Consider the following 25,545-nt stretch of genomic DNA (forward strand, 5'->3'; position numbering starts at 1 on the left):
CGCCCGCGGGGCGCCCCCCGCCGGCCCCGGGGGGGGGGGGCCCGGCCCGGGGGGGGGGGGGGCCGGGGGGGGGGGGGGGGGGCCCCCCCCCCCCCCCGGGGGGGGGGGCCCCCCCCCCCCCCACCCCCGCGCACCCGACCGTGTGCGGCCGTCCGGCCGCACACGGTCGCACCGTCAGACCAGGTCGACGCCCGGGTAGAGCGGGAAGCCCGCGAGCAGGTCCGCCGCCCGCTTGGCGACGCCGTCGCGCAGCGCCTCGTCCAGGACGTACCGGGCCTTGGAGGGCGCACCGCCGGGGCCGGCCGCCGGCGTGGTGCCGCGCAGCACGGTGTCGATCAGGCCGGCGATCTCGTCCATCTCCGCGACACCCAGGCCCCGGGTGGTCAGCGCGGGCGTGCCGATCCGGACACCGGAGGTGTACCAGGCGCCGTTCGGGTCCTGCGGGACGGAGTTGCGGTTGGTGACGATGCCCGAGTCCAGGAGGGCGGACTCGGCCTGACGGCCCGTCAGGCCGTAGCCGGAGACGTCGGCGAGCACCAGGTGGTTGTCGGTGCCGCCGGTCACCAGGCGGCCGCCGCGGCGCAGCAGCCCCTCGGCGAGCGCCTGCGCGTTGTCGACGACCCGGCGGGCGTAGTCCTGGAACTCCGGGCGGCGGGCCTCGGCGAAGGCGACGGCCTTGGCGGCCATCACGTGCGAGAGCGGGCCGCCGAGGACAAGCGGGCAGCCGCGGTCCACGTGCTCGGCCAGCTCGGAGGTGCAGAGGACCATGCCGCCGCGCGGGCCGCGCAGCGACTTGTGGGTGGTGGTGGTGACGATGTGGGCGTGCGGGACGGGGTCGTGGTCGCCGGTGAGGACCTTGCCCGCGACCAGGCCGGCGAAGTGCGCCATGTCGACCATCAGGGTCGCGCCGACCTCGTCGGCGATCTCGCGCATCAGGCGGAAGTTGACCCGGCGCGGGTAGGCCGAGTAGCCGGCCACCAGGATCAGCGGGCGGAACTCCCGGGCGGTGGCGCGCAGTGCGTCGTAGTCGATCAGGCCGGTGGCCGGGTCGGTGCCGTAACTGCGCTGGTCGAACATCTTGCCGGAGATGTTGGGGCGGAACCCGTGGGTGAGGTGGCCGCCGGTGTCCAGGGACATGCCGAGCATCCGCTGGTTGCCGAGCTCGCGGCGCAGCTCGGCCCAGTCCTCTTCGGTGAGGTCGTTGACGTTGCGGACCTCGGCGCGCTTGAGGGCGGGGCTCTCCACACGCTGGGAGAGCACGGCCCAGAAGGCGGTGAGGTTGGCGTCGATGCCGGAGTGCGGCTGGACGTAGGCGTGGTCGGCGCCGAACAGGGCGCGGGCGTGCTCGGCGGCGAGGGACTCGACGGTGTCGACGTTGCGGCAGCCGGCGTAGAAGCGGCGGCCGACCGTGCCCTCGGCGTACTTGTCGCTGAGCCAGTTGCCCATGGCGAGCAGGACGGCGGGGGAGGCGTAGTTCTCGCTGGCGATCAGCTTGAGCGAGGAGCGCTGGTCCTCGATCTCCTGGCCGATGGCGGCGGCGATGCGGGGTTCGACCTCGCGGACGACGTCGAGGGCGCTGCGGAAGGCGGTGTTGGCGGTGGCGCTCGCGGCGGTGTGCGGCTGCTGCGCGGCGTCGGGGGTGCCGGGGGTGGCCAAGGCTGTCTCCTCATCGGGATGCGGACGGCCCAGGCGCACGGCAACTGACGTGAGGATTCACGGAGCCGCTTCCCGATGGTTGATTCCATCCCTGCGCGCCAGTCGCGGCTCACCGGGATCGTACCAACGCCCGGCGCGCTGTGGTGGAGATCTCAACATGCGGGACGGGACCCGCCCGGGCGCGCCCTTTGCCACTAAATGTCCGTTCTATTGCGACGGCAGTATTGCGGCGGAATGAAGCCGTCACAATCCCCGCAACATTGCCGGAGAGTTCGGGTCGGAATGATTTGCGAAACGCCCGGCGCATCCGATCTGATGACGTTCGACGGGCCGCCGGGAAACCCCCGGCACCCGTCCGGAAATGCACATCAGCGCACCCTCACCCACGGGGCGGCGGAGAATTCGGGGAGTACGCCTCTCATGGCAGTGGTCGAGACAGTCGCAGAGCCGGACGCCCAGGCGCCGGCCGCCGCACCGGCCCCGCAGGGCCTGCTGCGCCGGATCCGCCGCACCCGGACCGGCACCGCCGCCCTCGCCGTCGTCCTGCTCCTCCTGCTGCTCGCCCTGGCCGCCCCGCTGATCGCCGCGCTGTACGGGCGCAACCCGGTCGAGCACTACGGCCAGAACACTCCCGGCCTGCTCAGCGACGGTGGACTGCCGGTCCTGCCGAACGGCGGGATCTCCGCGGACTTCTGGTTCGGCCTGGAGCCGGGGCTCGGCCGCGACGTGTTCACCCAGCTGCTCTACGGCATGCGCACCTCGCTGCTGATCGCCTTCGCCGCGGCGGCCGTCACCACCGCGCTCGGTGTGCTGGCCGGGGTCGCGGTGGGCTACCTCGGCGGGATCACGGACCGGCTCTTCGGTTTCCTCTCGAATGTGCTGCTGGCCTTTCCGACGCTTCTGCTGCTGCTCTCGCTCAGTCCGGTCATCCAGTCCCGGCTGGTCGATCCGGGCGCCGCGGAACCGGAGTGGATGCAGTTCCTGATCCTGATCCTGGTGTTCTCCGCGTTCGGCTGGATTCCGCTCGCGCTTTCCCTGCGCGCCTCCGTGCGGTCGCTTAGGGAAAGGGATTTCGTGCAGTCCGCCCGGGCCCAGGGGGCGAGCGGATTCCATATCGTCTTCCGCGAACTGCTGCCGAACGTCCGGGCGCAGCTGCTGGTGCACGCCACGATGGCGGTGCCGACGTTCGTCGCCACCGAGGCGGTGCTCTCGTTCCTCGGGGTCGGCATCAACGAGCCGGTCCCGGACTGGGGCCGGATGATCGCCCGCGGGTCCGAGGTCTTCCAGGCCGACCCGACGTACATGTTCTTCCCCGGTGTGGCGCTGCTGCTGTTCGTGCTCGCCTTCAACCTGCTCGGGGACGCGGTGCGCGATGCGCTCGATCCGCGGGCCGGCCGCTGACGGCCCTCCCCCTCCTCCTTCTTTTTCGCCCGGCTCCCCTTTTCACCTAGCCGCCCCGCATCCCGGGGCAAGGAGAGATTCGCCATGCGCTGGATCAAACCGTCCCTTGCCGTCCTCGCCACCGCGCTGCTGGCGACCTCCTGCTCGGCCGGCGCGGGCTCCAGCACCGGCGGGAGCACCGCCGCCAAGGACACCTCCCCGCTGACCGCCGCGCTCGGCACCGAGAAGGAGAGCGCCGGCCCCGCCCCCGCCGTGCCGGGGGCCCGCGCGGGCGGCACGGTCAACGTCTACAACGCCACCGACTTCCGCCACCTCGACCCGCAGAAGGTGTACGCCGGCGCCGCGTACAACACCTCGCTGCTCTGGGGCCGGCAGCTGACCCAGTACCAGGTGGTGGACGGCAAGGCCAGGCTGGTCGGCGACCTCGCCACCGACACCGGGCAGTCCGCCGACGGCGGCCGCACCTGGACGTACCGGCTCAAGGAGGGCGTGGCCTGGGAGGACGGCCGGCCGATCACCTCCCAGCAGGTCCGGTACGGCATCGAGCGCAGCTTCGGCAAGGGCTACGAGGTCGGCCCGCCGTACTGGCCGCAGTGGCTGACCGGCGAGGCCAGCTACGAGGACGCCCGCAAGAAGTACGCCGGCCCGCAGGACGGCGACCTCGCCGCGATCGAGACCCCGGACGACCGCACCCTCGTCTTCCACTTCCCGCAGCCGCAGGCCGACGTGCCGTACATGGCGGCGCAGTCCTCCTCCTCGCCGGTGCGCCAGGACAAGGACACCGGGACGGACTACGACCGGCTGCCGTTCTCCAGCGGTCCCTACCGGATCGCCGAGCACGTCCAGAACACCCGGATGGTGCTGGAGCGCAACCCGCACTGGAAGCCGGAGACCGACCCGATCCGCAGCCAGTACCCGGAGAGGTTCGTCTTCAGCTTCGGCAAGGAGGCGCTCAACATCAACCAGGAGATCCTCTCCGGCCGCGACGGCGGCGCCGATGCCACCACCGTCTCCACCGTGCTCTCCCCCGAGCTGTACCAGACCGTCGACACCGACCCGAAGGCCAGGGAGCTGGTGGCCTTCGGCCGGCAGGGCGCCTTCGTCACCCAGCTCGTGGTCAACAACGAGCGGGTGCCGGACGTCGAGGTCCGCCGGGCCCTGCACCTCGCCTACCCGCGCCAGCAGGCCCGGCAGGTCCAGGGCGGCAGCCGGGTCGGCGAGCTGGCCACCACGCTGAGCTCGCCCGCGCTGGTCGACTGGCAGAAGTACGACCTGTACCCGGCCAAGCCGGAGGGCGACCCGGAGGCCGCCAAGCAGGCCCTGGCCAAGGCCAGGCAGGCGCCGGCAAGCCTCACCTACGCGTACGCCAACACCCCCAACGGGCAGCGGGTCGCCCAGGTGCTGGTGGAGGGCTTCGCCAAGGCCGGCATCACCATCGTGCCCAAGCCGGTCGACCCGAAGGCCCTGCTGGACGAGGCGCACCGCCCCGACTCCCCGTACGACCTGTTCGAGGAGACCAGTTCGGTGGACTGGCCGACGCCCTCCACGCTGGTCCCGTTCTCCTTCGACGGCCGTGCCAACAGCGACCTCAACTCCGCCCGGTACCACAACGCCGAGGTGGACAAGGAGATCGACCGGATCAACCAGATCGGCGAGCCCCGGCAGAAGGCCAAGGAGCTGTACGCGCTGGAGCAGACCGTGATGAAGGACCTGCCGGTGCTGCCGTTCGCCTACCCGACCATCAACCAGCTGCACGGGAGCAACCTCGGCGGGGCGTTCATCCACCCGATCTACGGGACGGTCGGCCTGGGCTGGGTGTACCTGAAGTCCTGATCGCCCCGGGCTCCTCCGGTTCGATCCCCTTGGTGGCCCCGGCCGTTGACGCGGCCGGGGCCGCCACTCCCGCCACCACCCCCGTTTCCTCCCCCGCACCGCACCGCCCTCCCCGCCTCCTCCTCCGCCCCGACGACCCCGGACCGGCCATGCTCTCCTTCGCCCTGCGGCGGACCCTCCAGGCCCTCGCCGTCCTGGTCGCGGTCTCCGCCGCCGCCTTCGCCCTCTTCTACGCCGCCCCCGCCGACCCGGCCCGCGCCGCCTGCGGCCCGCGCTGCGACTCCGGCCAGGTCGCGGCGGTCCGCCAGAGCATGGGCCTGGACCAGCCGCTGCTCGCCCAGTACACCGACTACCTCACCGGGGTGGTCGCCGGCCGGGACATCAGCGACGTCGACGGCTCGGTCATCCGCTGCGGCGCGCCCTGCCTCGGCTACTCCTACCGGCTGCACCAGCCGGTCACCGAGGCGCTGGTCGACCACCTGCCGGTCACCTTCTCGCTCACCGCGGGCGCCCTGGCCGTCCTGCTCGTGCTCGGCCTCGGTACCGGGTTCGTCTCCGCGCTGCGCCACGGCACCCGCACCGACCGGCTGCTGTCCGGCTTCACCCTGGTCGGCGCGAGCGTGCAGATCTACTTCCTCGGGTACGTCGCCCAGTGGGCGCTGGTGTACTCCACAGGCCTGCTGCCGCTGCCTTCGTACACCCCGCCGGCCGACGATCCGGGTGCCTGGGCGGGCGGGATGCTGCTGCCCTGGCTGGTCCTCGGCTTCGTCAACTCGGCCGTGTTCGCCCGGCTCTCCCGCTCCCAGCTGCTGGAGACGATGAACGAGGAGTACGTCCGCACCGCTCGCGGCAAGGGCCTCGGCCGGCTGCGCGCCCACCTCAAGTACACCTCGCGGGGCGCCGCCGGACCGCTGGTGCAGCTGCTCGGCCTGGAGGCCGGTGCGCTGCTGGGCGGCGCGGTGATCACCGAGACGGTGTTCGGGCTGAACGGCGTCGGCACCTTCGCGGCCGAGGCGGTCGCGGGCCAGGACCTGCCGGCCGTGGTCGGCGCCGTCCTGCTGGCCGCCTGCTTCGTGGTGCTGTTCGTCGCGCTGGCCGACCTCGCGGTCGCCTGGCTCGACCCGCGCATCCGCCTCAGCTGACCTCGCCTCCCCGGTTCGGAGCCCCCGCCATGACTGCCAGCCCCAGCGCCCCCGGCGCCACCCTCTCCGGTTCTCCCCTCTCCGGCGCCACCCTCTCCGGTTCTCCCCTCTCCGGCGCCACCCTCTCCGGCGCTCCCGTCCTCAGCGTCCGCGACCTGTCCGTCACCTTCGCCGACCCGCGCGGCGGCGCCCCCGTCGCCGCCGTCCGCGGCCTCTCCTTCGACCTCGCCCGGGGCGAGGTGCTCGGCCTGGTCGGCGAGTCCGGCTCCGGCAAGTCCGCGACCGGGCTGGCCGTGCTCGGCCTGCACGACCCGCGCACCACCACCGTCACCGGCTCGATCCGGCTCGGCGACCGGGAACTCGTCGGCGCGCCCGAACCGGTGCTGCGCGGCGTGCGCGGCGGCCGGGTGGCCCTGGTCTTCCAGGACGCGCTCACCTCGCTCAGCCCGTTCCACGGCGTCGGCGCCCAACTCGCCGAGATGTACCGGCTGCACCACCCGGGTGCGGGCCGGGCCGAGGCCCGCGGGCGGGCGGCCGCAATGCTCGACCGGGTCGGCATCCCGACCGCCCGGGTCCGCGACTACCCGCACCGGTTCTCCGGCGGGATGCGCCAGCGGGTGATGATCGCGATGGCGCTGATGAACGACCCGGACGTGCTGATCGCCGACGAGCCCACCACCGCGCTGGACGCCCGGGTGCAGCGCCAGGTCCTCGACCTGCTCGGGGAGTTGCAGCGCGAGCACGGTACGGCCGTCCTGCTGGTCAGCCACGACCTGGGCGTGGTCGCGGGCACCACGGACCGCACGCTGGTGCTGCGCGACGGCCGGCAGGTCGAGTCGGCACCGACCGCCGAGCTGCTCGCGGCGCCGCAACAGCCCTACACCCGGGCCCTGGTGGGCGCCGCGCTTACCCTGGAGACGGTGCCGGGCACCCCGCTGCCGACGGTTGACGAGCCGTCCCCCTCGTTCTCCTTCGCCGAACGCCCGACGGCCCCGCCGCAGCGCTGGCTGGTCGAGGCGGCCGGGCTCTCGGTGCACTTCCCCGGCCGGCGCGGCCCCGGCGGCCGGCGGGGCGCGCCCGTCCGGGCGGTGGAGGACGTCGGTCTGCGGATCGCGCCCGGCGAGACGCTCGGCCTGGTCGGCGAGTCCGGCTCCGGCAAGTCCACCACCTCCCGGGTGCTGGCCGGACTGCAGACCCCCACCGCCGGACGGCTGCGGTACGACGGCGTGGACGCAACCCGCCCCGACCGGGCGCTGCGCAGGCGGCTCAGCCGGGAGATCCAGCTGGTGTTCCAGGACCCGTACGCCTCGCTCAACCCGCGCCGCACCGTCGCCCGGACCCTGGACACCCCGCTGCGGCTGCACACCTCCCTGAGCGCAAGCGAGCGGCGGGAGCGCTCCGCCGAGCTGCTGGAGCAGGTCGGCCTGACCGCCGCACACCTGGACCGCTACCCGCACGAGTTCTCCGGCGGCCAGCGCCAGCGGATCGGCATCGCCCGGGCCCTCGCACCCGAGCCGCGCCTGATCATCGCCGACGAGCCGGTCTCCGCGCTGGACGTCTCGGTGCAGGCCCAGGTGCTCAACCTGCTGATGGAGCTGCGCGACCGGCTGGGCGTCGCCTTCCTCTTCGTCTCCCACGACCTCGCGGTGGTCCGGCACTTCTGCGACCGGGTGGCCGTGATGCACCACGGCCGCCTGGTCGAGAGCACCGACCGCGACCGGCTGTTCACCGCCCCGCACACCGACTACACCAGGGAGCTGCTCGCCGCCGCGCACTGAGGCCGGCCCCCGGGGCCGGGCTCAGCGGCGCGCGGGCGCCTTGGCGGGCCGTCGGCTGACGCTCACCACCAGGCACACGCCGGCGACCACGATCGCCCCGCCCGCCAGGGTGGGGCCGGTCAGCGGCTCCGCCAGGACCAGCCACCCGAGCAGGACCGCGACCACCGGGTTGACGTACGCGTAGGTGGCGACCAGGGTCAGCGGCGCGGACTTCAGCAGCCAGGCGTAGGCGGTGTACCCGACCAGCGAGCCGGCCAGCACCAGGTAGCCGAGCGCCAGCCAGGACCGGCCGGACACCTCGGCGAGGTTCAGCCCGTGCTCCTCGCCGCGTGCCAGCCCGATCAGCACATTGCCCAGCCCGCCCGCGAGCATCTGGTAGGCGCTGGCCGCGAGCACACTGGCCGGCATCGGGATCCGCTTGGCGGCGAACGACCCGGCCGACCAGGTCAGCGTGGCGCAGATCACCGCGATCACCCCGACCGGGGCGATGTCCCCGCCGATCGCGGGCGCGGAGAGCACCACCAGCCCGGCCAGCCCGAGCAGCACACCGGCCAGCTCGACGGGCTTCGGGCGCTCGCCGACGGTGGCCGTCAGCAGCACCATCCACAGCGGCACCGCGGCCACCAGGAGTGCGGCCAGCCCGGACGGGATGGAGTTCTCGCCGAGCACCACCAGCCCGTTGCCGCCGGTCAGCAGCAGTCCGCCGACCAGCGCCGAGGACCCCAACTGCGGCAGGCTCACCCGGAGTTCGGCCGGCCCTCGGCGGACGGCGACGAAGCCGGCCAGCAGCAGTCCGGCGCACAGGAACCGCGCCCCGGCGGACAGGAACGAGGGCATCGTCTCCAGCGCGATCCGGATCGCCAGATAGGTCGACCCCCACACCACGTACACCAGCGCCAGCGCCACCCACACCGCCCCGCCCAGCTTCGCGGGCGCCGGAACGGCATCGCGGGGGGCCACCCCGGAACGAGGCGAAGCCGATGCTGTCATGTGTGTCCCCCTAGAACGGTGCTGGCATGCTACCCGCCATGACAGCGCATCAACGGCCCGGGGGCCAGCGGGTATCACCAGGCGGTACGGCGGACGTACCGTGGGCGCATGCCCGCCGAGCCGCCCGAGAGCCTGCCGTTCTTCGTCTACGGGACGCTGCGCACCGGCGGGCGCAACCACGCCGCCCACCTGGCCGGACACTGTGCGGCGGTCCGTCCCGCGGTGCTGGAGGGGGCGGCGCTGCACGAGGGCCCGGGCTTCCCGTACGCGGTGCCGGACCGGGAGCGCCGGATCACGGGTGAGCTGATCACCGTGCGCCCCGGCGCCTACGCCCGCGTGCTGGCCGCGCTCGACCTGCTGGAGGAGTGCCGGGCGGACGGCACCGGGCTGTACGTCCGGCGGCGGATGGCCGTCCGGCCCGTCGAGCGGCCGGACGAGGGCCGGGTGGACGCCTGGACCGACCCGGGCGCAGGCCCGGTGGACGCCTGGGTCTACCTGGCCGGCCCGGCCGCCGCCGCCCGGCTGCGCGCCCGCCCGGCGCTCATCCGCTCCGGGGACTGGACCCGTTGCTGAGGCCCGGGGCATGCACCCTGGCCAGGGGGGTTCCGCGGACCGCCAGGTAGGCTGCCCCGGCCACGCCTTCGCCGGCCGGGAGCCTGGCCGGGAGACTGGTCCGGGACGCCGACCGGGCGCCTCCCGAAGACCGACCGCCCACCGAACGAGGAGCCACCGGTGCCCGAGCTGCCACCGCCGATCACCGTCGTCGGGATCGGCGCCGACGGCTGGCCCGGACTCGCCGGCACCGCGCGGGCGGCGCTGCGGGCGGCCGAGGTGGTGATCGGCGGACCGCGCCAGCTGGCCCTGCTCCCCGCCGACGAGGTCGCCGCCGAACGGGTGCCCTGGCCGTCCCCGCTGCGCCCGGCCGTCCCCGGGCTGCTCGCCGGACACGCCGACCGCCGGGTGGCGGTGCTGGCCAGCGGCGACCCGATGTTCTACGGCATCGGCCGCACCCTCGCCGAGACCGTCGGCCCCGACCGGCTGCGGGTCCTGCCGCACCCCTCCTCCGTCTCCTACGCCTGCGCCCGGCTCGGCTGGCCGCTGGACGCCGCCGAGGTGGTCAGCCTGGTCGGCCGGCCGCTGGACACGCTGGCGCTCGCCCTGCACCCCGGCCGCCGACTGCTCGTCCTCGGCGCCGACGCGCAGACCCCCGCCGCCGTCGCCGCGCTGCTCACCGCGCGCGGCTTCGGCACCGCCCGGCTGCACGTGCTGGAACAGCTCGGCGGCCCCGCCGAGCGGCGGCTGGACGGCCCGGCGGACGGCTGGCCGCACCCGGCCGGCGACCCACTGAGCGTCATCGCCGTCGAGCTCGGCGAGGGCCCGCGGAGCTCCCTCGTCCCCGGCCTGCCCGACACCGCCTACGAGAGCGACGGCCAGCTGACCAAGCGGCACGTCCGCGCCGCCACCCTGGCCACCCTCGCCCCCTCCCCCGGCGAGCTGCTCTGGGACGTCGGCGGCGGCTCCGGCTCGATCGCCGTCGAGTGGCTGCGCGCCCACCGCGACTGCCGGGCGGTCACCGTCGAGCGGGACGCCGTCCGCGCCGGGCGGATCACCCGCAACGCGGCCGCGCTCGGCGTGCCCCGGCTGCAGGTGGTCACCGGGGCCGCCCCCGCCGCGCTGGCCGGCCTGCCCACCCCCGACGCGGTGTTCATCGGCGGCGGGCTCACCGCCCCCGGCCTGCTGGACACCTGCTGGGCGGCGCTGCCGCCGGGCGGCCGGCTGGTCGCCAACACCGTGACCCTGGAGTCCGAGGCGCTGCTCACCGAGTGGTACCGGCGGCACGGCGGTGAGCTGCTGCGGCTCGGCGTCGCCCACGCCGTCCCGGTCGGCGGCTTCACCGGCTGGCGCCAGGCGATGCCGGTCACCCAGTGGTCCGCCGTCAAACCTTCGACCGATCCAGGAGCGAGCTCGTGACCGTCCACTTCATCGGAGCCGGCCCGGGCGCCGCCGACCTGATCACCCTGCGCGGCCAGCGGATCCTCGCCCGCGCCGAGGTCTGCCTGTACGCGGGCAGCCTGGTGCCGCGCGAGCTGCTGGACGAGTGCCCGCCCGGCGCCCGGCTGATCGACACCGCGCAGCTCAACCTGGACCAGATCGTCGCCGAGCTGGTCGCCGCCCACGAGGCCGGGCAGGACGTGGCCCGGCTGCACTCCGGCGACCCGTCCGTGTTCAGCGCCGTCGCCGAGCAGATGCGCCGCCTCGACGCGGCCGGAGTCCCGTACGAGGTGGTCCCCGGCGTGCCCGCCTTCGCCGCCGCCGCGGCCGCGCTCAAGCGCGAGCTGACCGTGCCGACCGTCGGCCAGACCGTCATCCTGACCAGGATCGCCAAGCGGGCCACCCCGATGCCCGAGGGCGAGGACCTGGCCACCCTCGGCCGCAGCGGCGCCCTGCTGGTGCTGCACCTGGCCGCCGGGTACGTGGACGACGTGGTCGAGCAGCTGCTGCCGCACTACGGTGCCGGCTGCCCGGCCGCCGTGGTCGCGATGGCCAGCCGCCCGGACGAGCTGGTGCTGCGCGGCACCCTCGCCGACATCGCCGGGCAGCTGAAGGCCAGCGGCGTGGTCCGCACCGCGGTGATCATCGTCGGACGCACGCTCGCCGCCGAGCAGTTCCGCGACAGCCACCTCTACTCGGCGGACCGCGAGCGCCCGCACGAGCCCTGCGGGGCGTGATGCGCCACCTGCTCGTCCTCGGCGGCACCACGGAGGCGCGGGCGCTGGCCGCGGCGCTGGCCGACGCACCGCTGCGGGTCACCAGCTCGCTCGCCGGGCGGGTGGCCGAGCCCCGGCTGCCCGTCGGAGAGGTCCGGATCGGCGGCTTCGGCGGGCCGGACGGGCTCGCCGCCTGGCTGCGCGCCGAGCGGGTGGACGCCGTCGTGGACGCCACCCATCCGTTCGCCGCCGCCATGTCGCACAACGCCGCCCTGGCCGCCGAGGCGACCGGCGTCCCGCTGCTGGCCCTGCGCCGCCCCGGCTGGACGCCGGTGGACGGCGACCGCTGGCACCGGGTCGGCTCGCTCGACGCGGCGGCCGCGCTGCTGCCCGCCCTCGGCCGGCGGGTCTTCCTGACCAGCGGCCGCCAGGGCATCGGGGCCTTCGCCCACCTCGACGGCCTGCACTTCCTGGCCCGCTCGGTGGACGCACCCGAGCCGCCGATGCCCGCCGCCACCGAAGTCCTGCTGGACCGGGGGCCGTTCACCCTGGACGGCGAGCGGGCCCTGCTGCGCGGACACCGGATCGACGTCCTGGTCACCAAGGACAGCGGCGGCGCCGCCACCGCCCCCAAGCTCACCGCCGCACGCGAACTCGGCCTGCCCGTGGTGATCGTGGAACGCCCGCCGGTACCGCCCGGCGTCCCGGTCGCCGAGGACGTGGCGGCCGCGGTCGGCTGGCTCGCCGCACGCGGTCCCACCCTCCGGTAAACCGGACGACGACCCGGCCCGGCGCTGCCATCATGGCCCGATGAGAGACGAGCAGCGCACCCGCACCGAGCAGACCGCCGACGAACGCGCCACCCTGGTGAGCTTCCTGGACTTCCAGCGCGACACGCTCGCCATGAAGTGCACCGGGCTGACCACCGAACAGCTCCGCGAGCGGGTCCTCCAGCCGTCCGCGCTCTCCCTGCTCGGAATCGTCCGCCACCTCGCCGAGGTCGAACGCGGCTGGTTCCGCAACGTGTTCGCCCGCGAGGACCGGCCCGCGTTCTGGAAGCACGCGGACGACTCCTTCGCCGAGTTCGACGTCGCCGACGCCGACCCCGCCGAGGCCTTCGCCGTCTGGCGCGGCGAGTGCGACCACGCCCGGGAACTCGTCGCCGCCGCCGAGTCGTTGGACGTCCTCGGACACCACCGGGACGAGGACTTCTCGCTCCGCTGGATCCTCACCCACATGATCGAGGAGTACGCCCGCCACAACGGCCACGCCGACCTGCTCCGCGAGCACCTCGACGGCACGACCGGGGAGTAGCCGGGCCCGCACCCACCAAGGGAGAGCCGATGCACACCCGTCAGAAGGACCACGAAACCCCCGGGCCCGTGGAGCCGTGGAACGAGATCACGCCCGGACTGTGGATGGGCGGGCACTACACCGCCCCGCCCGGCCGCGCCCTCGAACCGGTCGTGGTGGACCGGGAGTTCGACCTGGTGGTCAGCCTCTTCACCCGGCCCGGGCACGGACCGGCGGCCGAGGTGGAGCACCTGGTCCGGGAGATCCCGGACGGGCCGCTCACCCCGGAGCAGCTCCGGACCGCCCGGGAGGCGGCGGCGCACACCGCCGAAGCCGTCCGCCGGGGGCGCGCCGTCCTGGTGCGCTGCCACTCCGGGTACAACCGCTCCGGTCTGGTGGTCGCCCAGGCCCTCGTCGAACTCGGCCACCGACCCGACCAGGCCGTCGGGTTGGTGCGTGAGCGGCGCTCGCTCTGGGCGCTGAACAACCAGCTGTTCGTGGACTACCTGACCGCCGGCATGGACGTCGACGAGCCGCCGGCCGAACTCGACGAGTGAGGCCGGCCGGCGGGGGCGGTCAGATGTCGCGGAAGGTCTCGATCTGGGCGCCGATCGAGTTGAGGCGCTCGGCGAGGTCCTCGTAACCGCGGTTGATGACGTACACGTTGCGCAGCACCGAGGTGCCCTTGGCGGCGAGCATCGCGAGCAGGATCACCACGGCCGGGCGCAGCGCGGGCGGGCAGACCATCTCGGCGGCGCGCCAGCGGGTGGGGCCCTGGACGAGCACCCGGTGCGGGTCGAGGAGCTTGATGTCCGCGCCGAGGCGGGTGAGTTCGGTCAGGTAGATGGCGCGGTTGTCGTACACCCAGTCGTGGATCATCGTGGTGCCGTGTGCGGCCGCGGCGATCGCGGCGAAGAACGGCACGTTGTCGATGTTGATGCCGGGGAAGGGCATCGGGTGGATGGTGTCGATCGGGGCGGTCAGCTTGGAGGGCCGCACGGTGAGGTCGACGAGGCGGGTGTAGCCGTTGTGGGCGCGGTACTCGGGGGTGCGGTCGTAGTCGAGGCCCATCCCCTCCAGCACGGCGAGCTCGATCTCCAGGAACTCGATCGGCACCCGGCGGATCGTCAGCTCGGAGGAGGTGACGACGGCGGCGGCGAGCAGGCTCATCGCCTCCACCGGGTCCTCGGCGGGGGTGTAGTCGACGTCGCAGGTGATCTGGGGGACGCCGTGCACGGTGAGGGTGGTGGTGCCGATGCCCTCGATCCGCACGCCCAGCCGCTCCAGGAAGAAGCAGAGGTCCTGGACCATGTAGTTCGGGGAGGCGTTGCGGATGACGCTGACGCCGTCGTGCCGGGCGGCGGCGAGCAGGGCGTTCTCGGTCACGGTGTCGCCGCGCTCGGTCAGCACGATCGGCCGGTCCATCGGGGCGCCGGGCTGGACGGAGGCGTGGTAGGCGCCGGCGGTGGTGGCGACCTCCAGGCCGAAGCGGCGCAGCGCGGTCAGGTGCGGCTGGACGGTGCGGGTGCCGAGGTCGCAGCCGCCGGCGTAGGGGATTTCGAAGCGCTCGGCGCGGTGCATCAGCGGGCCGAGGAACATCAGCACGCTGCGGGTGCGGCGGGCGGCCTCGACGTCCATGGCGGCGATGTCGAGCTCGGCGGGCGGGGTGAGTTCGAGGTCGCGGCCGTCGTTGGTCCAGCGGCTCTTGACGCCGATGCTGGTGAGCACCTCGAGGATCCGGTAGACCTCCTCGATCCGGGCGACCTGGCGGATCGTGGTGCGGCCGGTGGTGAGCAGCGAGGCGCAGAGGATGGCGACGCAGGCGTTCTTGCTGCTGCGGACGTCGATGGCGCCGGAGAGGCGGGTGCCGCCGGCGACCCGCAGGTGCATCGGTCCGGCGTAGCCGAGGGAGACGATCTCGCTGTCGAGGGCCTCGCCGATCCTTGCGATCATCTCAAGGCTGACATTCTGCTTGCCCTGTTCGATCCGGTTGACCGCGCTCTGGCTGGTGCCGAGGGCTTCGCCGAGCTGGGCCTGGGACCAGCCGCGGTGCTGACGCGCGGTGCGGATGAGGGTGCCGATACGGGTGAGGTAGTCGCCTGTCACCCGGCAGACCATATCTCATGCTTGAGATAGCGCCAGAACCCGGGGTTGACATTGCACCGCATTTGTCCGTTTCTGCTCCCGATTGACGAGCCATCGGCACATCACCGCCACACTCCCGTTACGGTCCACGCGGGTACCGGGCGCGCCCTACGGCCCCTACGGCCCCAGCGGCTCCGCCCGGCCGACGATCGTGCCCGCCCGGTCGATGCAGATGACGTCCACGGTGACCGGCGAGCCGACCAGCACCCCGAGGGCGGTGCCGCGGGCGGCCTCGGCGACGAGGTCGCCGAGCGGGACTCCGGCGGCGCGGCAGCGCTGGATCGCCTCCAGGGCGGTGTTGGCCGCCGCGACCGCCGCGACCAGCTCCGGCCCGGCGCCCCCGGTGCGGGCCAGTTCGGACAGGTGGCCCGGGTCGACCTGGGAGCGGGCGGAGTGCAGGTCCAGGTGGCCGGCGGCGAGTTTGGAGAGCTTGGCGAAGCCGCCCGCGATGGTCAGGCGCGGCACCGGATGGCGCTTCAGGTACTTGAGCACCGCCCCCGCGAAGTCGCCCATGTCGAGCAGCGCGTCCTCGGGCAGGCCGTGCACGGCGACGGCCGTCTTCTCCGAGGTCGAGCCGGTGCAGCCGGCGACATGGGTGCGCCCGGCGGCCCGGGCCACGTCGATGCCGCGCCGGATGGAGTCGATCCAGGCGGAGCAGGAGTAGGGGACGACGATGCCGGTCGTGCCGAGGATGGACAGGCCACCGAGGATCCCCAGGCGCGGGTTCCAGGTGGACCGGGCGATCTCCTCGCCGTGGTCCACGGAGACCTCCACGACGACGTCCCCGCCGTCGCCGAACTCCGCCGCCACCTCGGCGACCGCGTCCCGGATCATCTGCCGGGGCACCGGGTTGACGGCCGGCTCGCCGACGGCCAGCGGCAGCCCGGCCTTGGTGACCGTCCCGACCCCCGGCCCGGCCCGGAACACCACCCCGCTGCCCGGCTCGCCCGCCCACACCGTGGAGCGGATCAGCGCGCCGTGCGTCACGTCGGGATCGTCCCCGGCGTCCTTCACCACGCCGGCCATCGCCCGGCCGTCGGACCGCTGCTCCGCGGCCAGTGCGAACCCGGGCCGCTGCCCCTTCGGCAGGGTGATCTCCACCGGATCGGGGAAGACGCCCGTCAGCAGCGCCTGGTACGCCGCCTTGGTCGCGGCCGTCGCACAGGCGCCGGTCGTCCAGCCGTGCCGCAGCCCGCTGCTCCTCAGCTGCCCGGCCCGCCCACCGACCTCGCCCATCACCGCACCGCTTCCCGTCGCACCGACACCTGACACCTGAATTCCGACGCCGGACACCTCCCCGGCGCCCCCATGCTCCCCCGCGGCCCCGCCCGCCGCGGAACCGGGGCGCTCCGCGCCGCGGGCTTCGGGTCGGCGACCACCGGGTGGTCTACACCGTCGACGGCGGGCGGCTCGTCGTCCTGGTGATCCGCGTCGGGCACCGGTCCTAGGTCTACCGCGGCTGAGGGCTACCGCGGCTGAGGTCTGCCGGGGTCGGGGCGGTGGGCCCGGGAGGGCTGGTCGGCCTCCCGGGCGCTCGGCCGCGCGCCCGGGTCAGGCCTCCGGGTAGCGGCGGGGGGTCCAGACGACCTGGGTGCCGTTGCCGCGTTCGACGGCCTGGGTCTGCGAGGAGCCGATCAGCAGGATGGTCCGCATGTCGACCTCGGCGGGGTCGAGCTCCCCGAGGCGGACGGTGCGGACCCGCTCGGTCGGGCCGCCGACGTCGCGGGCCATCACCACCGGGGTCGCCTCGTCCCGGTACTCCAGCAGGAGGTCGCGGGCGCGGCCGACCTGGGTGGTGCGGGACTTCGAGCCGGGGTTGTAGAGCGCGAGCACGAGGTCGGCCTCGGCGGCGGCGCGCAGCCGCTTGGCGACGGCCTCCCAGGGCTTGAGCCGGTCGGAGAGCGAGACCACCGCGTAGTCGTGGCCGAGCGGGGCACCCGCCCGGGAGGCGGCCGCGTGGGCGGCCGTCATGCCGGGGACGATCCGCACCGGGACGTCCCGGTAGCCGTCCTCGCAGGCGACCTCCAGGACGGCGGTGGCCATCGCGAAGACGCCAGGGTCGCCGGAGGAGACCACCGCGACCCGGTGGCCGCGGCGGGCCAGGTCGAGCGCGAACTCGGCGCGCTCGGACTCGACCTTGTTGTCCGATCCGTGCCGCTGCTGGCCCGGCCGGACCGGCACCCGGTCCAGGTAGGTGGTGTAGCCGACCAGGTCGGTGGCGGCGGCGAGGGCGCCGCGCGCCTCGGGGGTGAGCCAGAGCGGGCCGGCCGGGCCGGTGCCGATGACGGTGACGCTGCCGGGGCCGTCCGGCTCCGGCTGCGGGGTGTGCAGCGGCGCGACCTTGCTGGGCAGCACGACGACCGAGAAGTAGGGGACGGTCTCGGCCTCGACGGAGGCCAGCGGTACGACGCGCTCGCCCTCCATGAAGGCCCGCTCGACGTACTGGGCGTCGGCGAGCCGCCCGGCCCGCTCCAGGGCGCGGCGCACGGCCGGGAAGGTCCGGCCGAGCTTCATGATCACGGCGGAGTCGGCGGAGGCGATCCGCGCGGTCAGCTCCTCCTCGGGCAGGGTCCCGGGGATGACGGTGAGCGTCTCCTCGGCCTCGGTGAGCGGCTGCCCGAGCCGGGCGGCGGCGGCGCTGACGGACGTCACGCCGGGGACCACCTCGGTCGGGTACCGGTGCGCGAGGCGCTTGTGCATGTGCTGGTAGGAGCCGTAGAAGAGCGGATCCCCCTCCGCCAGCACCACGACGTCGCGGCCGGCGTCCAGGTGGGCCGCCAGCCGGGCGGCGGCCTCCTCGTAGAAGTCGTCCAGCGCGCCCCGGTAGCCGCCGGGGTGGTCGGTGGTCTCGACCGTGATCGGGTAGACCAGCTTCTCCTCGACCTGACCATCCGTCAGGTACCGCTCGGCGATGGACCGGGCGATCGAGCGGCCGTGCCGGGCGCTGTGGTAGGCCACCACGTCGGCCTTGCCGATGAGTTCGGCGGCGCGGACGGTGACCAGCGACGGGTCGCCGGGGCCGAGCCCGACCCCGTACAGCCGGCCCGTGGTTGCCTGATTGTCCGTCACTCTTCCTCACTCGCAATCGCGTTGACGGCGGCGGCGGCCATCGCGCTGCCCCCGCGCCGGCCGCGCACCACCAGGTGCTCCAGACCGGACGGGTGCACGGCCAGGGCCTCCTTGGACTCGGCGGCGCCGATGAAGCCCACCGGGACGCCGATCACCGCGGCCGGGCGCGGGGCGCCCGCCTCGATCATCTCCAGCAGCCGGAACAGCGAGGTCGGCGCGTTGCCGACGGCGACCACCGCACCTTCCAGCCTCGGCAGCCACAGCTCCATCGCGGCGGCGCTGCGGGTGTTGCCCATCTTGCGGGCGAGCTCCGGCACCGACGGGTCAGTGAGGGTGCAGACCACCTCGTTGTCGGCGGGCAGCCGCTTGCGGGTGACGCCGCTGGCGACCATGTTCACGTCGCAGAGGATCGGCGCCCCTGCGTGCAGCGCCGCACGGGCGGAGGCGACCACGCCCGGCGAGTACACCAGGTCCTCGACCAGGTCGGTCATGCCGCAGGCGTGGATCATCCGCACCGCGACCTGGGCGACGTCCGCGGGCAGCGCGGCCAGGTCGGCCTCGGCGCGGATGGTGGCAAAGGACTGGCGGTAGATGGACGCGCCGTCCCTCTCGTACTCGATCACTTCGTGGTCCTCCTGGCCTCGGCGACCGCCTCGGCCATCTCCTCGTTCGTCACGTCCAGGGCGGTGCCCCGCCCCGGTTGGGCGGGCTGGACCGCCACCCGGTATCCCTGCCCGGTCGCCAGCACGTCGACCCACCGCCCGGCCGGGTGGCCGCAGCGGCGCTCGCAGCCCGACCAGTGCACCGGCAGGCCGCCGGTCCCGGCGGCCTCCAGCGCCCGGGCCGCGTCGGCCCGGACGTCGGCCAGCGAGGACCCGCAGCCGGGCAGCCCGGTACAGGCGGTGGCCCGCTCCCACGCGGCTCCGGGCGCGGTCCGAAAGCCCGCCGCCGCCAGGTCCGCGAGCCGCTCGGCACCGGCGCCGGGCAGCACCACCCCGCGCCACGGGGTGAGCCGCAGCTCCCCCTCGGCGGCGTCGACCAGCACCCGCCACTGCGCGGCCGGGGCCGCGCCGAAGCGCAGGGCGACCGACAGGCCGCCGGGTACCGCGCCGAGCGCCGGCGGCGCACCGGCGAACGCCGGCAGCTCCACCGGGCCCGGCGCCAGCAGGTCGGGGACCTCCCGCAGGTGCCAGGCCTGCCGGCCGCTGGTGCGCAGCGCGTCCAGGAAGTCCCGGGCGGCCGCCAGTGCGGCGTCCACGGCCTGTCCGGCGGGGACGGGCCGTGCGGTGGCGGACCGGCCGAGGCGCAGCAGGGCGGCGCCGTCCGGGCCTGCGATCAATGTCACATCGGCGTTCAGCGCGGCCACGTCGCCGCGGCCGTCGTCCAGGGCGAAGAGGAACTTGCCGGAGAGGGCGGCCGCCCACGGGCCCGCGCAGAGCTTCGCGTCCAGCTCGCGCGCCCAGGCCTGGACGTCGGCGAGGCCGCCGGCGGGGCCGGGTGAGGCGACGATGTTGCGGACCCGCTCGTGGGTGTCCGAGGGCAGCAGTCCGACCGCGCGCAGCCGCTCGCCGAGTTCGGCGCCGCAGTGCGAAGCGAGGCCGCGCAGCTGGACGTTGCCGCGCGAGGTGATCTCCAGGCCGCCGTCGCCGAGCGCCTGCGCGGCGTCGGCCAGCGCCAGCGCCTGACGGGTCGTCAGCAGTCCGCCGGGCAGCCGGACCCGGGCCAGTGCGCCGTCGTCGGCCTGGTGCAGGCGCAGGGCGCCGGGGCAGGCGTCGGCGCGCCCCCGGTCGGGCACGGCGGCGCCCGGCGCGGTGGCGTCGGGTGTCGGTGGCATGGCCGCGAGCATACAGATGATCCGATCGGTTGCCGCCGTACCTCGGATCACACTCCCGACCGCTCTCCCCCAGGTCAGCCGTACCCCGTACGATGCTGCCGGGCGGCCCCCGCGGGCCGCCCGCACGCCAGCGACGGCGCAGGGGAGGAAGCCGGTGCAAACCCGGTGCGGTCCCGCCACTGTGACCGCGGTTCACCGGAGCTCCGGGGAGTCGCGGGAGCCAGGAACTCCTGCCGTCCTCCACCGGCCCGGGGCGCGGACCCCGAGGAAGGCTTGACGCCATGCGCCGCCGCATGCCCGCGACCCCGCCGTCGCAGGTGCCCCCACCTGTGACCCCGCCGTCGCACGTGCCCACACCCGCGACCCCGCCGTCGCTCGTGCCCATGCCCGCCATCGAGGCCGGGAGGGCCTTCGCATGATCCTGCTGCTGTCGACGTCCGACACCGACCTGCTCAGTGCCCGCGCCGCCGAGGGGCCGGTCCGCTACCGCCTCGGCAACCCGGCCCGGCTGACCCCCGAGGACCTGCCCGCCCTGCTGGAGGGCACCGACCTGGTCGTGGTCCGGCTGCTCGGCGGCCGCCGCGCCTGGCAGGAGGGCCTGGACGCGCTGCTGGCCGGCCCCCGCCCGGTCATCGTGCTGACCGGTGAGCAGGCCCCCGACGCCCAGCTGATGGAGCTGTCCACCGTCCCGGCCGGCATCGCCGCCGAGGCGCACGCCTACCTCGCCCACGGCGGCGCGGCCAACCTGGCCGAGCTGGGCGCCTTCCTCTCCGACACCGTGCTGCTCACCGGCCACGGCTTCGCCCCGCCGGCCTCCGCCCCCGCCTGGGGCCCGCTGGTCCGCGAGGCCCGGACGGCCGAGGGCCCGACCGTCGCGGTGCTCTACTACCGCGCCCACCACATGAGCGGCAACACCGCGTTCGTCGAGACCCTCTGCCGGGCGATCGAGGACCAGGGCGCGCAGGCGAAGGCCTACTACTGCGCCTCGCTGCGCGGCGCCGAGCCCGAGCTGCTGGCCGAGCTGGGCGCGGCCGACGCCCTGGTCACCACCGTGCTGGCGGCCGGCGGCACCCGCCCGGCCGACGCGCAGGCCGGCGGCGACGAGGAGGCCTGGGACGCGGGCGCGCTGGCCGCGCTGGACCGGCCGATCCTGCAGGCGCTCTGCCTCACCTGGTCGCGCGCCCAGTGGGAGGCCAGCGACGACGGCCTCTCCCCGCTGGACACCGCCACCCAGATCGCCGTGCCCGAGTTCGACGGCCGCCTGATCACCGTCCCGTTCTCCTTCAAGGAGCTGGACGAGGACGGCCTGACCGTCTACGCCGCCGACCCCGAGCGGGCCGCCCGGGTCGCCGGCACCGCCGTGCGGCACGCCCGGCTGCGCCACATCCCGGCCGCCGAGCGCCGGCTCGCGCTGGTGCTGTCCGCGTACCCGACCAAGCACGCCCGGGTCGGCAACGCGGTGGGCCTGGACACCCCGGCCAGCGCGATGCGCCTGCTGGAGCGCCTGCGCGCGGAGGGCATGGACCTCGGCTCGGACCTGCCGGGCCTGGACTCCCTGCCGGAGGGCAAGGACCTGCACGAGGGCGACGCGCTGATCCACGCGCTGATCGCGGCCGGCGGCTACGACCAGGACTGGCTCACCGAGGACCAGCTGGCCCGCAACCCGGTCCGGATCCCGGCCGCCGACTACCGCCGCTGGTACGCCACCCTCCCCGAGGCCCTGCGCACCCACGTCGAGGAGCACTGGGGCCCGGCCCCCGGCGAGCTGTACGTGGACCGCTCGCAGAACCCGGACGGCGACATCGTGCTGGCCGCGATCCGCTCCGGGAACCTGCTGGTCCTGATCCAGCCCCCGCGCGGTTTCGGCGAGAACCCGGTCGCGATCTACCACGACCCGGACCTGCCGCCCTCCCACCACTACCTGGCCGCCTACCGCTGGATCGCGGCCGGGCAGGCCGACGGCGGCTTCGGCGCCGACGCGGTGATCCACCTCGGCAAGCACGGCAACCTGGAGTGGCTGCCCGGCAAGACCGCCGCCCTGTCGGCCGAGTGCGGCCCGGACGCCGTCCTCGGCGACCTGCCGCTGATCTACCCGTTCCTGGTCAACGACCCCGGCGAGGGCACCCAGGCCAAGCGCCGCGCCCACGCCACCCTGGTCGACCACCTCGTCCCGCCGATGGCCCGCGCCGACTCCTACGGGGACATCGCGCGCCTGGAGCAGCTGCTCGACGAGCACTCCAACATCGCCGCGATGGACCCGGCCAAGCTGCCCGCGATCCGCGCCCAGATCTGGACGCTGATCCAGGCCGCCAAGCTCGACCACGACCTCGGCCTGGACGAGCGCCCCGAGGACGACGGCTTCGACGACTTCCTGCTGCACGTCGACGGCTGGCTCTGCGAGATCAAGGACGCCCAGATCCGCGACGGCCTGCACGTCCTGGGCCAGGCGCCGGCCGGAACCGACCGGGTCAACATCGTGCTCGCCATCCTGCGCGCCCGGCAGATCTGGGGCGGCGTCAGCGCCCTGCCCGGCCTGCGCGAGGCGCTCGGCCTGGACGAGGCCGCGCTGACCCTGGGCGCCACCGACGCCGCCGAGGCGCAGGCCCGCGCCCTGGTCGAGGCGATGGAGGCCGAGGACTGGGCGCCGTCGGCGGTCGAGAAGGTCGCCGCCGGGCTGGCCCCGGCCGTCGCCGAGGTGCTCTCCTTCGCCGCCACCCAGGTCGTCCCGCGGCTGGCCGCCACCACCGACGAGCTGGACGCCGTGCTGCACGCGCTCGGCGGCGGTTTCGTCCCGGCCGGCCCCTCGGGCTCGCCGCTGCGCGGGCTGGTCAACGTGCTGCCGACCGGCCGCAACTTCTACTCCGTCGACCCGAAGGCCGTGCCGAGCAAGCTCGCCTGGGAGACCGGGCAGGCCCTCGCGGCGTCCCTGGTCGAGCGCTACCAGGCGGACAACGACGGCGCCTTCCCGCCCTCGGTCGGCCTCTCGCTCTGGGGCACCAGCGCGATGCGCACCGCCGGCGACGACATCGCCGAGGCCTTCGCCCTGCTGGGCGTGCGCCCGGTCTGGGACGAGGCCTCGCGCCGGGTCACCGGTCTGGAGGCGATCGGCCTGGAGGAGCTGGGCCGCCCGCGGATCGACGTCACGCTGCGCATCTCCGGGTTCTTCCGGGACGCCTTCCCGCACGTGGTCGCCCTGCTGGACGACGCGGTGCGCCTGGCCGCCGCCCAGGAGGAGCCCGCCGAGCGGAACTTCGTCCGGGCCCACGTCCAGGCCGACCTCGCCGTCCACGGCGACGAGCGCAAGGCCACCGTCCGGGTCTTCGGCTCCCGCCCGGGCACCTACGGGGCCGGCCTGCTCCAGCTGATCGACAGCCGCGACTGGCGCACCGACGCCGACCTCGCCGAGGTGTACACGGTCTGGGGCGGCTACGCGTACGGGCGCGGCCTGGACGGGCGCCCGGCGCGGGAGGAGATGGAGACCGCGTACAAGCGGATCACCGTGGCCGCGAAGAACACCGACACCCGCGAGCACGACATCGCGGACTCGGACGACTACTTCCAGTACCACGGCGGCATGGTCGCCACCGTCCGCGCGCTCACCGGCAAGGCCCCGACCGCCTACATCGGCGACTCGACCCGCCCGGAGACCGTCCGCACCCGCACGCTGACCGAGGAGGCCGCCCGGGTCTTCCGCGCCCGGGTGGTCAACCCGCGCTGGATCGAGGCGATGCGCCGCCACGGCTACAAGGGCGCCTTCGAGATGGCCGCGACCGTCGACTACCTGTTCGGCTACGACGCCACCACCGGTGTGGTCGCCGACTGGATGTACGAGAAGCTGACCCAGGAGTACGTCCTCGACCCGGTCAACCGCGAGTTCCTGGCCGGTGCCAACCCCTGGGCGCTGCACGGCATCAGCGAGCGGCTGCTGGAGGCGGCGAGCCGGGGGCTGTGGGAGCAGCCGGACCCGGCCCTGATCGAGCAGCTCCAGGCCGCGTTCCTGGAGACCGAGGGCGACCTGGAGGGTGAGGAGGGCTGACGCCGGGGCGAGGCCCGGCCGGCCCGGCGAGGTCCGGGCGGACCGGGCTTCGCCCGTTCGGGTGACGCGGCAGCTGGTGGCATTCCCCGCCCAAGCGGACAATACGGGGCATGCCGCTGCGCCCCGCGCCTCCCCTCAGCACCTCCAGCCGGCCCGCGTCCCCGGCCGCCGCGCACCGCTACCCCGCCCGGGTGGCGGCGCTCGCCGCCGGGGCGCTGCCGGTGCTCGCCTTCCCGGCCCCCGGGCTGGCCGCCCTGGCCTGGGTCGCCCTCGTCCCCGGGCTGGTCCTGATGCAGCGGGCGCCCGGCGCGCGGGAGGCGGCGGTCCGCGGCTGGTGGTTCGGCGCGGGCTTCATCCTGACCGCGATGTACTGGCTGATCCCGTCCATCGGACCGGCCCTGCCGGTGCTCGCCGTACTCGTCGGCGCACTGCAGGCGGGGGTCGGGCTGGCGGTGTGGCGGCTGCTGCACCCGCCGCTGACCACCGCCCGGGCACTGGCGGCCCTGGTCGTCGTCCCCGCCGTCTGGCTGACCACCGAGTACGCCCGCTCCTGGCACGCCCTGGGCGGCCCGTGGGCGCTGCTCGGCGCCACCCAGTGGCAGCACCCGGCCGTGCTCGCGCTGGCCTCGGCGGGCGGGATCTGGCTGGTCAGCGCCGCCGTCGTGGCCGTCAACACGGGTGTGCTGATCATGCTGACCGCGGCCGGCCGCCGCCCCCGGGCGCTCGCCGCCCTCGCCACCGTGCTGGTGCTGGCGGCCGGGCCGCTGCTGTTCGCCCTGCGGGCGGCCCCCGCACCCGCCGGGACGGCCGTCGTCGCCCTCGTCCAGCCCGGCATCGTGGACGAGCCGCAGGCCCGCTTCGACGCGAGTGCCGAGGCGACCGCCGCGCTGGCCGGCCGGCCGGTCGACCTGGTCGTCTGGGGCGAGAGCAGCACCACCGCGGACCTCGACCGCGACCCGGCGGCCCTGGCCCGGCTGAGCCGGCTGTCCGCCGCCACCGGCGCGATGGTCCTGGCCGGGGAGGACGCCCGCAAGGCCGACGGGCGGATCTCCAAGGACGCGGTGCTCGTCTCCCCGGCCGGCATCGTCGACCGCTACCGCAAGATCCGCCTGGTCCCGTTCGGCGAGTACATCCCGCTGCGCCCGCTGCTCGGCTGGATCGCCGGGGTCAGCCGGGCCGCGGGCGAGAACCGCGCCCCCGGGACGGCCTTCCACCCGCTGCCGGCCACCGGCCGCGACGGCGAACCGCTGCCGGTCGGCGCGCTGATCTGCTTCGAGTCGGCGTTCCCCGACATGTCCCGGACGGCCGCGCGGGACGGCGCCCGGCTGCTGGTCTACCAGTCCTCGACGTCGACCTTCCAGCGCACCTGGGCGCCCGAGCAGCACGTCTCGCTCGCCGCGATCCGGGCCGCCGAGACCGGCCGCCCGGCCGTCCAGGCCTCGCTCACCGGCGTCTCGGCGGCCTTCGACGCCCAGGGCCGCGAGCTGGCCCGGCTCGGCACCGACCGCACCGGCGCGCTGACCGTCCGGCTGGCGCTCACCGAACCGGGCGCGCTCACCTGGTACGACCGGGTCGGCGACGTGGTGCCGCTGGCGGCGCTGCTGGTCACGGCCGGCGCGGCGGTCGCGGCCCGGCGCCGGCCCTGACGGGTCCGCCCGCG

19 protein-coding genes, 1 pseudogene and 2 riboswitches are annotated in these 25,545 nt (G+C 74.9%); of the genes and pseudogenes, 13 read left to right on the top strand and 7 right to left on the bottom strand.

Going from position 1 to position 25,545, the window contains the following annotated elements; genetic code table 11:
• Nucleotides 1–174: 174 nt before the first annotated feature.
• Nucleotides 175–1,656, bottom strand: coding sequence for a glycine hydroxymethyltransferase (locus ACIGZJ_RS04030; RefSeq protein WP_396455806.1), 1,482 nt, complete (start codon nt 1,654–1,656; stop codon nt 175–177).
• A gap of 20 nt (nt 1,657–1,676) precedes the next feature.
• A riboswitch (ZMP/ZTP riboswitch) is annotated at nt 1,677–1,772 on the bottom strand.
• A gap of 304 nt (nt 1,773–2,076) precedes the next feature.
• Between ACIGZJ_RS04030 and ACIGZJ_RS04035 the strand changes: the two genes are divergently transcribed.
• The 4 genes from ACIGZJ_RS04035 (at nt 2,077) to ACIGZJ_RS04050 (ending at nt 7,810) form a co-directional block, all read left to right on the top strand.
• Nucleotides 2,077–3,057, top strand: a complete 981-nt coding sequence (locus ACIGZJ_RS04035; RefSeq protein WP_396455807.1) for an ABC transporter permease — start codon at nt 2,077–2,079, stop codon at nt 3,055–3,057.
• An 84-nt stretch (nt 3,058–3,141) separates the two neighbouring features.
• Complete coding sequence (locus ACIGZJ_RS04040; protein ID WP_396455808.1) at nt 3,142–4,890, top strand: ABC transporter substrate-binding protein; 1,749 nt, start codon at nt 3,142–3,144, stop codon at nt 4,888–4,890.
• A gap of 32 nt (nt 4,891–4,922) precedes the next feature.
• Nucleotides 4,923–6,032 carry an ABC transporter permease gene (locus tag ACIGZJ_RS04045; protein WP_396455809.1) on the top strand — a complete coding sequence of 370 codons (1,110 nt, stop codon included), beginning with the start codon at nt 4,923–4,925 and terminating at the stop codon, nt 6,030–6,032.
• Between the two features lie 29 nt (nt 6,033–6,061).
• Nucleotides 6,062–7,810: a dipeptide ABC transporter ATP-binding protein gene (locus ACIGZJ_RS04050; RefSeq protein ID WP_396455810.1), complete on the top strand. Its 1,749-nt coding sequence runs from the start codon at nt 6,062–6,064 to the stop codon at nt 7,808–7,810.
• Between the two features lie 21 nt (nt 7,811–7,831).
• Here ACIGZJ_RS04050 and ACIGZJ_RS04055 read toward each other — a convergent pair whose 3' ends face one another.
• The gene (locus ACIGZJ_RS04055) at nt 7,832–8,770 is read right to left on the bottom strand and encodes an EamA family transporter (RefSeq protein WP_396455811.1); all 939 of its coding nucleotides are present in this window, start codon (nt 8,768–8,770) and stop codon (nt 7,832–7,834) included.
• A 138-nt stretch (nt 8,771–8,908) separates the two neighbouring features.
• Here ACIGZJ_RS04055 and ACIGZJ_RS04060 point away from each other — a divergent pair, with 138 nt between their 5' ends.
• The 6 genes from ACIGZJ_RS04060 to ACIGZJ_RS04085 all read left to right on the top strand — a co-directional run bounded on the left by ACIGZJ_RS04060 (nt 8,909) and on the right by ACIGZJ_RS04085 (nt 13,358).
• On the top strand, nt 8,909–9,373 hold the full coding sequence (locus ACIGZJ_RS04060; RefSeq protein ID WP_396455812.1) for a gamma-glutamylcyclotransferase family protein: 465 nt from the start codon (nt 8,909–8,911) through the stop codon (nt 9,371–9,373).
• Between the two features lie 159 nt (nt 9,374–9,532).
• Nucleotides 9,533–10,771 (top strand): precorrin-6y C5,15-methyltransferase (decarboxylating) subunit CbiE, encoded by a 1,239-nt coding sequence (gene cbiE, locus ACIGZJ_RS04065; protein WP_396455813.1) that lies wholly within the window; start codon nt 9,533–9,535, stop codon nt 10,769–10,771.
• Nucleotides 10,768–11,529: a precorrin-4 C(11)-methyltransferase gene (gene cobM, locus ACIGZJ_RS04070; protein WP_396455814.1), complete on the top strand. Its 762-nt coding sequence runs from the start codon at nt 10,768–10,770 to the stop codon at nt 11,527–11,529. Before cbiE ends, cobM begins: the two co-directional genes overlap by 4 nt.
• On the top strand, nt 11,529–12,278 hold the full coding sequence (locus ACIGZJ_RS04075; protein WP_396456224.1) for a cobalt-precorrin-6A reductase: 750 nt from the start codon (nt 11,529–11,531) through the stop codon (nt 12,276–12,278). The genes cobM and ACIGZJ_RS04075 overlap by 1 nt, the downstream gene beginning before the upstream one ends.
• Nucleotides 12,279–12,318: 40 nt before the next feature.
• The gene (locus ACIGZJ_RS04080) at nt 12,319–12,822 is read left to right on the top strand and encodes a DinB family protein (protein WP_396455815.1); all 504 of its coding nucleotides are present in this window, start codon (nt 12,319–12,321) and stop codon (nt 12,820–12,822) included.
• Nucleotides 12,823–12,851: 29 nt separating this feature from the next.
• Nucleotides 12,852–13,358 (top strand): protein phosphatase, encoded by a 507-nt coding sequence (locus tag ACIGZJ_RS04085; RefSeq protein ID WP_396455816.1) that lies wholly within the window; start codon nt 12,852–12,854, stop codon nt 13,356–13,358.
• A gap of 19 nt (nt 13,359–13,377) precedes the next feature.
• Here ACIGZJ_RS04085 and ACIGZJ_RS04090 read toward each other — a convergent pair whose 3' ends face one another.
• Together ACIGZJ_RS04090 and ACIGZJ_RS04095 are read right to left on the bottom strand one after the other, a co-directional pair.
• Complete coding sequence (locus tag ACIGZJ_RS04090) at nt 13,378–14,907, bottom strand: UDP-N-acetylglucosamine 1-carboxyvinyltransferase (RefSeq protein WP_396455817.1); 1,530 nt, start codon at nt 14,905–14,907, stop codon at nt 13,378–13,380.
• Between the two features lie 156 nt (nt 14,908–15,063).
• Nucleotides 15,064–16,182 carry a cobalt-precorrin-5B (C(1))-methyltransferase gene (locus ACIGZJ_RS04095; RefSeq protein ID WP_396455818.1) on the bottom strand — a complete coding sequence of 373 codons (1,119 nt, stop codon included), beginning with the start codon at nt 16,180–16,182 and terminating at the stop codon, nt 15,064–15,066.
• 116 nt (nt 16,183–16,298) lie between these two features.
• Here ACIGZJ_RS04095 and ACIGZJ_RS04100 point away from each other — a divergent pair.
• Nucleotides 16,299–16,394 (top strand): annotated as a pseudogene (locus tag ACIGZJ_RS04100) (type II toxin-antitoxin system RelE/ParE family toxin); the annotation flags it as partial.
• A 103-nt stretch (nt 16,395–16,497) separates the two neighbouring features.
• On the opposite strand, the gene ACIGZJ_RS04105 reads toward ACIGZJ_RS04100, so the two are convergent.
• The 3 genes from ACIGZJ_RS04105 to ACIGZJ_RS04115 are packed head-to-tail and all read right to left on the bottom strand — an operon-like array spanning nt 16,498 to nt 19,861.
• Entirely contained in the window at nt 16,498–18,015 is a 1,518-nt protein-coding gene (locus tag ACIGZJ_RS04105; RefSeq protein WP_396455819.1) for a precorrin-2 C(20)-methyltransferase, read from the bottom strand.
• Nucleotides 18,012–18,638 (bottom strand): precorrin-8X methylmutase, encoded by a 627-nt coding sequence (locus tag ACIGZJ_RS04110; RefSeq protein WP_392931195.1) that lies wholly within the window; start codon nt 18,636–18,638, stop codon nt 18,012–18,014. Before ACIGZJ_RS04110 ends, ACIGZJ_RS04105 begins: the two co-directional genes overlap by 4 nt.
• On the bottom strand, nt 18,635–19,861 hold the full coding sequence (locus ACIGZJ_RS04115; RefSeq protein ID WP_396455820.1) for a cobalamin biosynthesis protein CobG: 1,227 nt from the start codon (nt 19,859–19,861) through the stop codon (nt 18,635–18,637). Before ACIGZJ_RS04115 ends, ACIGZJ_RS04110 begins: the two co-directional genes overlap by 4 nt.
• 132 nt (nt 19,862–19,993) lie before the next feature.
• A riboswitch (cobalamin riboswitch) is annotated at nt 19,994–20,079 on the top strand.
• A 185-nt stretch (nt 20,080–20,264) separates the two neighbouring features.
• Between ACIGZJ_RS04115 and cobN the strand changes: the two genes are divergently transcribed.
• Nucleotides 20,265–23,885: a cobaltochelatase subunit CobN gene (gene cobN, locus ACIGZJ_RS04120; RefSeq protein WP_396455821.1), complete on the top strand. Its 3,621-nt coding sequence runs from the start codon at nt 20,265–20,267 to the stop codon at nt 23,883–23,885.
• 110 nt (nt 23,886–23,995) lie between these two features.
• Entirely contained in the window at nt 23,996–25,531 is a 1,536-nt protein-coding gene (gene lnt / locus ACIGZJ_RS04125) for an apolipoprotein N-acyltransferase (RefSeq protein ID WP_396455822.1), read from the top strand.
• Nucleotides 25,532–25,545 lie beyond the last annotated feature (14 nt).

This window comes from Kitasatospora sp. NPDC052868 (assembly GCF_044547105.1).
Taxonomy (GTDB): Bacteria; Actinomycetota; Actinomycetes; order Streptomycetales; family Streptomycetaceae; genus Kitasatospora.

What these genes read in the sequence shown, in the direction of transcription:
- ACIGZJ_RS04035 (WP_396455807.1), top strand. Translation starts at nt 2,077, where the DNA reads ATGGCAGTGGTCGAGACAGTCGCAGAGCCGGACGCCCAGGCGCCGGCC.
- ACIGZJ_RS04040 (WP_396455808.1), top strand. Translation starts at nt 3,142, where the DNA reads ATGCGCTGGATCAAACCGTCCCTTGCCGTCCTCGCCACCGCGCTGCTG.
- ACIGZJ_RS04050 (WP_396455810.1), top strand. Translation starts at nt 6,062, where the DNA reads ATGACTGCCAGCCCCAGCGCCCCCGGCGCCACCCTCTCCGGTTCTCCC.
- ACIGZJ_RS04060 (WP_396455812.1), top strand. Translation starts at nt 8,909, where the DNA reads ATGCCCGCCGAGCCGCCCGAGAGCCTGCCGTTCTTCGTCTACGGGACG.
- ACIGZJ_RS04075 (WP_396456224.1), top strand. Translation starts at nt 11,529, where the DNA reads ATGCGCCACCTGCTCGTCCTCGGCGGCACCACGGAGGCGCGGGCGCTG.
- ACIGZJ_RS04080 (WP_396455815.1), top strand. Translation starts at nt 12,319, where the DNA reads ATGAGAGACGAGCAGCGCACCCGCACCGAGCAGACCGCCGACGAACGC.
- ACIGZJ_RS04085 (WP_396455816.1), top strand. Translation starts at nt 12,852, where the DNA reads ATGCACACCCGTCAGAAGGACCACGAAACCCCCGGGCCCGTGGAGCCG.
- ACIGZJ_RS04095 (WP_396455818.1), bottom strand. Translation starts at nt 16,182, where the DNA reads ATGGGCGAGGTCGGTGGGCGGGCCGGGCAGCTGAGGAGCAGCGGGCTG.
- ACIGZJ_RS04115 (WP_396455820.1), bottom strand. Translation starts at nt 19,861, where the DNA reads ATGCTCGCGGCCATGCCACCGACACCCGACGCCACCGCGCCGGGCGCC.
- cobN (WP_396455821.1), top strand. Translation starts at nt 20,265, where the DNA reads ATGATCCTGCTGCTGTCGACGTCCGACACCGACCTGCTCAGTGCCCGC.
- lnt (WP_396455822.1), top strand. Translation starts at nt 23,996, where the DNA reads ATGCCGCTGCGCCCCGCGCCTCCCCTCAGCACCTCCAGCCGGCCCGCG.